The following is a 9,474-nucleotide window of genomic DNA, read 5'->3' on the forward strand; positions in this document are numbered from 1 at the left end:
ACTATACTATATGTATCATGCACAAGTTAACTTTCTATGAATCCGCTTATCTTTTAAGCATATTTAGAAAACCTAAAAACATTAATATAAATACAAATCTTATGTATAAAAGGAGAGACTATGGGAAAAGTATATAAACCCGAAAGTATTCGTAATGTAGCCATTTTAGGGCATGTCGGAAGTGGCAAAACGACTCTAAACGAAGCCTTGCTTTTTAGAGCGAAATGCATCGACAAGAAAGGCGAAGTTGCGAGAGGAACGACCGTAAGCGATTATACGGACGAAGAGATAAAACATAATATGTCGATTCGGACATCTTTAAGTTTTATAGAATGGAAAGACAATAAAATCAATCTGCTTGATATTCCGGGTTCGGGAGATTTCAGCGGAGAGATTAATCCAGCTTTGAGAGTAGCCGAGTCTTGCATTGTCGTTATAGACGCGGAATTTGGAATACAAATCGAAACGGAAAAACATTGGCAGATGGCAAATAATTTCAAAAGACCGCGAATTATTTTCATCAATAAAATCGATAAAGACATGATTAATCATAAAGAACTGCTTGAAAAAATTGAGCATAACTTTAAAGAGCCTCCAGTCGTTCCAATACAAATACCGATGGGAAACGGAAAAGATTTTAAGGGCATAATAGACATTATTTATCATAAAGCTTTTTTCAGAGACGAGAAAGGAAATATTATAGAAAAAGAAATTCCAGAAGAATATTACGAAGAATACAGAGCGACAAGAGATAAATTAAAAGAATTGGTATGCGAAGTTGACGACACTTTAACGGAAAGATTTTTATCGGGAGATAAATTTTCGGACGAAGAATATATAGAAGCGCTAACAAAATCAATATTGCAGTATAAAGTAGTTCCTATATTATTCGGCACATCGCTTAAAGATATTGGAATGGGAGCGGTTTTGGATACGATAATAAGATATATGCCTTCGCCTTCTTATGTTCCAGCGACTAAAGGAAAAAATCCCGTAACAAACGAAGAAGCGGAAAGAACGATATTAGGAAACGACCCTTTTGCGGCATTCGTATTTAGAACGACTATAGACCAATACGCGGGAAGAATATCATTTTTCAAAGTTCGTTCGGGAAGTCTAAAAAGCGGAGATGAAATTTATAATTCGAGGACGGGAAAACGGGAAAAAGTTGCTCATATATATATGGCGAGAGGAAAAAAGCAAACGGAAACGGACGAAATAACGGCAGGAGATATAGGAGTTTTGGCTAAATTATCCGACTGCAAAACTGCCGATACGATAAGCGCTCCATCATCTCCTTTCCAATTTGAAAATTTAAAAATTCCTCAACCGATATTTTTTACCGCTATAAAGATATTGAAAAACGATGTTAAAGCGATGGAAGTATTGGAAACTATATCTCAAGAAGATTTGACTTTTAATGTGGAATTCGACAGCGAAACGAAAGAAACCATAATAAAGGCTATGGGAGATTTGCAAGTTAAATTAGCTTTGGAAAGAGTGATTGCCTTAACTAAAGCGGAAATCGAGCAGAGCGTTCCGAGAGTCGCATATAGAGAAACGATAAGAAAGAAAGCGCAGGCTCAATATAGGCATAAAAAACAGTCGGGCGGAAGCGGACAATTCGGAGAAGTGCATTTGGAAGTTGAACCTTTGCCAAGAGACGGTGGATACGAATTCGTTAACGATATATTCGGAGGCGCTATTCCGAAACAATATATTCCGGGAGTTGAAAAGGGAATTCAAGACGCTTTACAACAGGGACCTTTGGGAAAATATCCTATGGTTGATGTTAAAGTGAGAGTTTATGACGGAAAATATCATGATGTAGACTCAAACGAATTATCTTTCAGAATAGCGGGTTCTATGGCGGCAAAAGAGGCTTTCAAAAACGCTTCTCCAGTTTTATTAGAGCCTATCATGAAAGTAGTCGTATATGTTCCTGAAGAATTTACGGGTTCTATAATGAACGAACTTACGGGAAAAAGAGGGAAAATATTGGGAATGGAAGCGGCTTCGAATACCGTGCAAATGATTAAAGCGGAAGTGCCTTTATCGGAAATGCTTACTTACTCGATAGAAATGAAAGCGTCCACTTCGGGCAGAGGAACTTTTGAAATGGAACATTCGCATTATCAAGAGTTAACGGGACCTTTGGCGGATAAAGTTATAGAAGAAAGAAAGGCTTTATTAGGAGCTTCGGCTTGAATTTAGATTTAAAAACCGATATAAAAAATTTGATATTTTTTGTATTGTATAATATAATAACAAAATACTTAAATAGGAGATTATATGCTCAAAATAATTGACAAAATAATAAAAGAACATGTATTTGAAGATTTGGAATCTACAAACAAAGATTCGCTATTCAAAACTTTAAGCGAAAAAATAGCGGCTATTTCCTCTCCGTCAGCGGACGCGATTTTTGACGCTTTCAAAAAGAGAGAAAACGAATACACGACAAATATTGGAAACGGAGTCGCAGTTCCGCATGGAAGAATTCAAGGATATGGAAAAACCGACATATTCGTAGGATTTCTTAAAGAAGAGATTAATTACGATTCGGATTCGGACGATAACACTCCCGTTAAATTAGTATTTGCCATACTTTCGGACCTTGAAAATCCTCAAGATTATCTTTTGAATTTATCTCAAATATTTTTCTTGGTAAATCAAAAAGAAATACTCGATAAAGTGATGGAAACCAAGAATTTTGACGAACTTCAAAAAGTTTTGGACGCTTTCAAAAAATTGGATGAAAAATTTGAGGCGGAAAAACAGATTAAATTCTTGATAGAATTGGAAAGAGCGGAAATACAAATTAAGGCATACGAGCTTTACAGTTCGACTCATGCTCAACAAAAATCCGATTTGGTTTTGGAAGAGTATAAAAAATATAAAGACACTATTTTAAGCAAAATAGACATATCCGTTTTGGAAAATTACAAAAGAATTAAAGAGAGCAAGGGCGAGGCTTTGGCTAAAATCGACAATTATAAATGCAGCGCCTGCAATGTGGCAATACCGAAAATGACGGTTAATGAAGTAAGAAGACAAAATCAGATAATAATGTGTTTCCATTGCGGAAGAATATTATTTACGACAGATTAAAATTTGATTTTTATTTGATAGTTTCAATGAAAAAAAATAATTTTATAAGAGAGGCTAAAAAGAATCATATTATATTTTTCTTTTTAGCTTTCTTTATTATTTTTATCGCTTCCTGTTCATTAAGTCCAAATTCGGGAATTGAAGATTTTTATAATTTTCCAAATCCTTTTAATTCAAAAGAAAGTTATACGACTTATAGAGTTTCTATAAAAAGCGGAGAGATAATAAACGCCAAATTAGAAATTTATTCGACTTCTGGCGATTTGCTTGACAGTAAAGATTTGACAGTCGATACTGCTGATAAAAAAATTGCGACTTGCATTTGGGCGGGACTTGATAAAAACGGAAAATATTTGCCAGCGGGAGTTTATATTGCAAAAATAACGGTGAAAGATAATCAAGATTCTACTTTTATTGAAGAATTTAGGACTTATATAAAGTAGGTTTAAAAATTGTATCGGCAATTGCTTCGCCGTTGGCTCGCAATGACAATATTTTTCAGACTTCATTGCTAGCTAGGCTATTTATAGCCGAAGCAATCCACTATTTATAAAGTTTAATTTAAAATCAAATTCTATTAATTAGATTACTTCGGGCTTTAGCCTCATTCGTTCACAATGACGAATTCTTAATTCAATTTAAATTCTTAATACATACTTATTTTATTTTAAAAATATTATATAATTAATCAATAAATAATTTAAAATTTTAAGGAATTAAAAATGATAAATGTAAAATTAAATAACGGCGTTGAGATGCCGATTTTGGGTTTTGGAATATATAAAATAACCGACAAAAACGAACTTTATAATGCGGTTAAATGGGCGGTAGAATCGGGCTACAGAAAATTCGATACCGCTCAATTCTACGATAACGAAAAAGAATTGGGCGAAGCTATAAAAAATTCCGCGCTTAAAAGAGAAGAAGTATTTAAATATGGAATACAAATCAAGGTTATAAAAAGGCTATAGAATCTTTTGAAGAGAGTCTTAAAAAATTGAATATGGATTATGTCGATTTGCTTTTAATTCATTGGCCCGGGCAGAAAAAAGAAAGATATTTAGACACTTGGAAAGCTTTGGAAGAAATATATAAAAATAAAAAAGCGAGAGCAATCGGAGTGAGCAATTTTGAAATAAAACATTTAAACGATATTTTTGAAAATTGTTCCGTTCCTCCCGCAGTCAATCAAATTGAAAGACATCCGAATTTGAATCAAAAAGAATTGATAGAATTTTGCAAAAGTAAAAATATGTTTGTCGAAGCTTGGTCGCCGCTCGGAAGAGGAAAATTTATCGAAAACGAAACATTAAAAGAAATAGCGAAAAAATATAATAAAACGGCGGCTCAAATAATATTGAGATGGGATATTGAAAATAAAGTCGTTGCGATTCCGAAATCCGTAAAAAAAGAAAGAATAGAAGAAAATATTAATATATTCGATTTCAAATTGGAAGCGGAAGATATTAAAAAAATAGACGCAATGAATTGTAACGAAAGAACGGGATTTAATCCTTTGGAATTTGATTTTTAAATTTATCCATAGTGGAATGTAAATGCTATTGCGTTTATCGTTTGCATAGTTTCTATTGCTAATTTTTAAATCTTACCATAATGGAATGTAAATGGAGATGTAATTAAAGTAAGAAACGAATGTGTTGTTATTATAAATCTAACCATAGTGGAATGTAAATTGTCCTCCTTATATTGTATCTGGTTTTATATACATTATTGAAAATCTTACCATATTGGAATTAATAGCGGGCAAATAATTCGCTCGCTATTATTTTATATTATAGCTTTTTTTACTGATTAAATAAAACCGCTTTAAAATTAATCGCTATATTATTGGCAACCTCCAAATAACGATTGGCGGCTTTTTCTTCAAATAATTCGTCCAAACTTTCTTTGAATAATCCGAGCCAGACATCGAATAATTTTATATCGAAAGGAAGCAAATTAATATGAGGCAAAACGGGATTTCCCATATATAATTTTTCCCCCAAAAGCATAGTTTTCCAAAATTTTCCTATCTTTTCAATATGCCTTTCCCAAGATTCGTCATCCGTTCCAACCGCTCCGTTAAATATCGGACCCAAATCTTTATGAACTCTTATTTTAGCGTAAAAATTTTTCATTAATTTATCTATACTTTCATCGTTTATTTCGTTATATTTCATTTATATATCCTTAATTTTAATATTTAATATTTAATGTTTAATATTTATAATAATTAATTTTATAATAACTTGAAATTAATTACAAATTCGTTTAATAAAATATTTATAAGATATTAAAAAATAAAAAGCGAAGAGAATTTGTTTCCCTTCGCCTATTTTTTGATTACTAAAAATTAAAAATTATTTTGAATAATCGTAAAAGCCTTTTCCTGTTTTTTGTCCAAGCATACCGCCTCTAACCATTTTTCTAAGAAGCGCGCTTGGACGATATTTAGGGTCGCCCGTTTCTCTTTGAAGAACTTCCATAATCGCTAAAACTATATCGAGTCCGATTAAATCGCCCAAAGCCAAAGGTCCCATTGGATGATTTGCTCCAAGTTTCATAGCGTTATCGATTCCTTCTACAGAAGCCACTCCCATAGAATATAAATCTATAGCTTCGTTAATCATAGGAACGAGTATTCTATTTACCACGAATCCCGCAGTTTCATTAACTTCAACGGGAACTTTTCCTATCTCTTTTGAAATAGTTATGATTTTTTCGGCAACTTCTCTCGGAGTGTTTATTCCCGAAATAACTTCAACCAATTTCATAACGGGAGCTGGATTGAAGAAGTGCATTCCTATAACTGGTCTGCCTATTCCCGCTCCTATTTCCGTGATTGATAGAGAAGAAGTGTTTGAAGAAAATACGCAGTCGGATTTGCAAATTTCATGCAATTCTTTGAATGTCGTTTTCTTTACTTCCATGCTTTCAAAAGCGGCTTCAACTATCAAATCGCAGTCTTTACAGATTTCTTTCAAACCTACGGAAATTTTTGAAACGATTTTATCCGCTTCGCTTCTTTCCATTTTGCCTTTTGCCACTCTTCCGTCAAAACTTTTTACTATTCTTGCCTTGCCGTTAGCCGCGAATTCTTCCGTAATATCGCATAAACAAACTTCATAGCCTTCGGTCATTGCAAAAGCTTGCGCTATTCCAGAACCCATAGCTCCAGCGCCAATTACTCCTACTTTCATTTTTTACTCCTTCGCCAAGGCTAAAGCCCACAGAGTGAGGCGTGCCTCTGGCAGTATTTTTTATATTCTTTTAATTTTTTAAATTTTTAATATTTTATTTTATCTATTTACAAATTGTTCAACTTTTCTTTTTTCCAAGAAAGCCGTCATTCCCTCTATTTGGTCGTCCGTTTCAAAACAGTTTCCAAATAATCTTTCTTCTATTTCAATCGCCTTATCCATATTAACCTGCAAACCGTCATTAATAGCTTTTTTACTATTGCGAACGGCTATAGGCGCGGCGCTTGCTATAGATTTTGCCAATTTTTCCACATTAGCCATAAGTTCGGCTTGAGGATAAACGGCATTAACGAGTCCGATTCTTAAAGCCTCGTCCGCCTTTATATTCTTTCCCGAATATATAAGCTGTTTTGCCATTCCGATTCCCACTATTCTTGGAAGTCTTTGAGTGCCTCCAAATCCCGGAGTTATTCCGAGTCCTACTTCAGGCTGTCCAAATACGGCGTTATCGGAACAAATACGAATATCGCAGCTCATTGCAATTTCGCATCCTCCTCCCAAAGCGAAACCGTTTATAGCGGCTATCACGGGAATTGGAAAAGTTTCTATTTTACGAAAAACTTTATTTCCTTTATCTCCGAATCCTTCGCCTTCGAGTTTACTTAATTTGCTCATTTCGGATATATCGGCGCCCGCAACGAAAGATTTATCTCCCGCTCCCGTTAGTATCAAACATCTTATGGTTTTAATATCAACGGAATCGAAAGTTTTATTCAATTCGTCCAATACTTGAGAGTTTAAAGCGTTCAAAGCCTTTTCTCTCGTAATTGTAATATAGCCAATCATATCCTTTTCTTCATATTTAACGAATTCCATTTATATTGCTATCCTCCAATTTTTTATTTCTTTTTTTATTTTTATGATAGTTTTTATGAAATTTTATAATAAAAAATTATATATTTAACGGGTTTAGCTTTTTAGGATAAAACCAAACCCATTTATAATATTTTATTCTCTTTCAACTATAACCGCGCAACCCATACCGCCGCCTATACATAAAGTGGCAAGTCCTCTTTTCGCTCCTTTAGCTTCCAATTCATGAAGCAAAGTTACGAGTATTCTGCAGCCAGAAGCTCCAACAGGGTGTCCTAAAGCTATAGCGCCTCCGTTAGGATTAAGCTGTTTTTCAACATCTATTCCTAATTCTCTACCTACCGCAACGGATTGAGCGGCAAAAGCTTCGTTAGATTCGATAATATCGAAATCTTTAATCGTTAATCCCGTTTTAGCCAAAAGTTTTTTAGTGGCGGCAACTGGTCCGATTCCCATGATTCTTGGTTCTACTCCGCCCAAACCTCCAGCAACCCAAGTAGCCATAGGTTTAACGCCTAATTCTTTAGCTTTTTCTTCGCTCATAACCACTATAGCGGCAGCTCCATCGTTTATGCTCGAAGAATTACCAGCGGTTACTCTTCCTCCGTCAGGTTTGAAAGCTGGTTTTAATTTTGATAAAGATTCCGCAGTTATTCCAGCTCTTGGTCCTTCGTCAGTATCGAATACTATATCGCCTTTTTTATTTTTAATTGTAACGGGAACTATTTCTTTTTTGAAAGCTCCAGCTTCTATTGCTTTTACTGCTTTTTGTTGAGAGTTTGCAGCGAATTGGTCTAATTCTTCTCTAGTTAGTTTCCAATCATCGCAAACATTTTCAGCCGTTATTCCCATGTGATAATTATTGAAAGCGTCAGTAAGCGCGTCATTAACCATCGTATCTATCAAAGAACCGTTGCCCAATCTATAACCGTATCTTCCGTTTTTCAAAGCGTAAGGAGCGAGAGACATATTTTCAGTTCCGCCTGCAACAACTATATCGGCATTTCCAGCCGCTATCATATTTGCCGCAAGATTAACCGCGTCCAAACCAGAACCGCAAACGACATTTATTGTCATAGCGGGAACTTCTATAGGCAAACCAGCTTTTATTGAACATTGGCGAGCCACATTTTGCCCTTGAGATGCCTGTATAACGCAACCCATATAAACCATGTCCACTTTATTAGCGGGAACATTTGCCCTTTTCAAGGCTTCTTTAATGACTACAGCGCCTAATTCTGCTGCGGGAACGGTGCTTAAAGAACCGCCCATGCTTCCAATAGCCGTGCGACAAGCTCCGGCTAATACTATTTTTTTTGACATATTAAAATCTCCAAGAATTGTTATTTTCATATCGCGTTTTTAGTTTTATACGATATGCTTAATATATAGTATAATACATTTTTTTATCAAATTCAAGTGTTTTATTAAAAAATTTTTGCATTAAATCTTAAACAAATTTTAAACTTTAATTTTTTAATCTCTTGAAATATTTAAACTTTTAAAATATAATTAAATTAAAATTAATCAAAATTAAAAAATATCTATTATAGATAAAGGAGATTTTTATGCCTATAATTTCAGAAGAAACGATTAAACTTCTAAACAATCATTTAAACGAAGAACATTATTCCGCTAATCTTTATTTCAATATGGCGGGCTGGTGTTCAAAACAAGGTTTAAAAGGATGCGCCGCTTTTTTGAATAATCATTCGGCGGAAGAACATACGCATTTGGAAAAACTTAACGAGTTCATTAAAAAAGTAGACGGACAGCCTATTATGGGAGCTATGAAAGAACCCGAACATAATTTTTCATCCGTTGAAGAAGTTTTTGAAAAAATCGTTAAGCATGAACAATATATAACTTCTTTAATCAAAAAACTTGTAAGTAAAGCGATGGACGATAAAGATTATATAACTTTAAAATTTTTAGACTGGTTTGTTAACGAACAACTCGAAGAAGAAAATTTATTCAACGATATTATGGATAAAATTAAAATTCTTGGAGATTTGAAAGGCAGAAATTTATATACATTCGATAAATTCATGTCTAATTTGGATAAAGAAGAACATACTAATTAATATTTACTTCTTAATTTGCGGCATTATATTTTTTATTAATTATATTAAATATGATGCCGTTTTATTTTTTTATGTAGATAGTAGATTGCTTCAGCAGTCGCTTCGCAATGACTGTATTTAAAAGGCTTGCAATGATAGTCCTTTTTACATTGTCATTACGAGGCTATTTATAGCCGAAGTAATCCAATTAAAAATGATAATTATAT

Annotated in this window: 10 protein-coding genes; 6 read left to right on the top strand and 4 right to left on the bottom strand. The window is 33.9% G+C overall.

What is annotated here, in order from left to right; genetic code table 11:
* Positions 1–120 precede the first annotated feature (120 nt).
* From fusA to ACR0QS_RS07810, 5 genes are all read left to right on the top strand, one after another.
* Positions 121–2,208 carry an elongation factor G gene (fusA, locus tag ACR0QS_RS07790; protein WP_432632876.1) on the top strand — a complete coding sequence of 696 codons (2,088 nt, stop codon included), beginning with the start codon at positions 121–123 and terminating at the stop codon, positions 2,206–2,208.
* A gap of 84 nt (positions 2,209–2,292) precedes the next feature.
* Entirely contained in the window at positions 2,293–3,111 is an 819-nt protein-coding gene (locus ACR0QS_RS07795; protein WP_432632877.1) for a PTS sugar transporter subunit IIA, read from the top strand.
* Between the two features lie 26 nt (positions 3,112–3,137).
* Positions 3,138–3,554 (top strand): hypothetical protein, encoded by a 417-nt coding sequence (locus ACR0QS_RS07800; RefSeq protein WP_432632878.1) that lies wholly within the window; start codon positions 3,138–3,140, stop codon positions 3,552–3,554.
* 279 nt (positions 3,555–3,833) lie between these two features.
* Entirely contained in the window at positions 3,834–4,082 is a 249-nt protein-coding gene (locus tag ACR0QS_RS07805) for an aldo/keto reductase (protein WP_432632879.1), read from the top strand.
* A 32-nt stretch (positions 4,083–4,114) separates the two neighbouring features.
* Complete coding sequence (locus ACR0QS_RS07810; RefSeq protein ID WP_432632885.1) at positions 4,115–4,645, top strand: aldo/keto reductase; 531 nt, start codon at positions 4,115–4,117, stop codon at positions 4,643–4,645.
* A 271-nt stretch (positions 4,646–4,916) separates the two neighbouring features.
* On the opposite strand, the gene ACR0QS_RS07815 is transcribed toward ACR0QS_RS07810, so the two are convergent.
* The 4 genes from ACR0QS_RS07815 to ACR0QS_RS07830 form a co-directional block, all read right to left on the bottom strand.
* Positions 4,917–5,291 (bottom strand): group III truncated hemoglobin, encoded by a 375-nt coding sequence (locus ACR0QS_RS07815; protein ID WP_432632880.1) that lies wholly within the window; start codon positions 5,289–5,291, stop codon positions 4,917–4,919.
* 180 nt (positions 5,292–5,471) lie between these two features.
* Positions 5,472–6,311, bottom strand: a complete 840-nt coding sequence (locus tag ACR0QS_RS07820) for a 3-hydroxyacyl-CoA dehydrogenase family protein (RefSeq protein ID WP_432632881.1) — start codon at positions 6,309–6,311, stop codon at positions 5,472–5,474.
* 99 nt (positions 6,312–6,410) lie between these two features.
* The gene (locus ACR0QS_RS07825; RefSeq protein ID WP_432632882.1) at positions 6,411–7,187 is read right to left on the bottom strand and encodes an enoyl-CoA hydratase-related protein; all 777 of its coding nucleotides are present in this window, start codon (positions 7,185–7,187) and stop codon (positions 6,411–6,413) included.
* A gap of 132 nt (positions 7,188–7,319) precedes the next feature.
* Positions 7,320–8,507, bottom strand: a complete 1,188-nt coding sequence (locus tag ACR0QS_RS07830; RefSeq protein ID WP_432632883.1) for an acetyl-CoA C-acetyltransferase — start codon at positions 8,505–8,507, stop codon at positions 7,320–7,322.
* A gap of 245 nt (positions 8,508–8,752) precedes the next feature.
* Between ACR0QS_RS07830 and ACR0QS_RS07835 the strand changes: the two genes are divergently transcribed.
* Entirely contained in the window at positions 8,753–9,268 is a 516-nt protein-coding gene (locus tag ACR0QS_RS07835; protein WP_432632884.1) for a ferritin, read from the top strand.
* The last annotated feature ends 206 nt before the right edge of the window (positions 9,269–9,474 follow it).

Origin of the sequence: Brachyspira sp., from assembly GCF_050873525.1 — a bacterium.
GTDB lineage: Bacteria > Spirochaetota > Brachyspiria > Brachyspirales > Brachyspiraceae > Brachyspira.

Bases quoted from the DNA above. Each gene is read 5' to 3' on its own strand.
- ACR0QS_RS07815 (WP_432632880.1), bottom strand. From the start codon at position 5,291: ATGAAATATAACGAAATAAACGATGAAAGTATAGATAAATTAATGAAA.
- fusA (WP_432632876.1), top strand. From the start codon at position 121: ATGGGAAAAGTATATAAACCCGAAAGTATTCGTAATGTAGCCATTTTA.
- ACR0QS_RS07795 (WP_432632877.1), top strand. From the start codon at position 2,293: ATGCTCAAAATAATTGACAAAATAATAAAAGAACATGTATTTGAAGAT.
- ACR0QS_RS07830 (WP_432632883.1), bottom strand. From the start codon at position 8,507: ATGTCAAAAAAAATAGTATTAGCCGGAGCTTGTCGCACGGCTATTGGA.
- ACR0QS_RS07805 (WP_432632879.1), top strand. From the start codon at position 3,834: ATGATAAATGTAAAATTAAATAACGGCGTTGAGATGCCGATTTTGGGT.
- ACR0QS_RS07825 (WP_432632882.1), bottom strand. From the start codon at position 7,187: ATGGAATTCGTTAAATATGAAGAAAAGGATATGATTGGCTATATTACA.
- ACR0QS_RS07820 (WP_432632881.1), bottom strand. From the start codon at position 6,311: ATGAAAGTAGGAGTAATTGGCGCTGGAGCTATGGGTTCTGGAATAGCG.
- ACR0QS_RS07810 (WP_432632885.1), top strand. From the start codon at position 4,115: ATGGATTATGTCGATTTGCTTTTAATTCATTGGCCCGGGCAGAAAAAA.
- ACR0QS_RS07800 (WP_432632878.1), top strand. From the start codon at position 3,138: ATGAAAAAAAATAATTTTATAAGAGAGGCTAAAAAGAATCATATTATA.
- ACR0QS_RS07835 (WP_432632884.1), top strand. From the start codon at position 8,753: ATGCCTATAATTTCAGAAGAAACGATTAAACTTCTAAACAATCATTTA.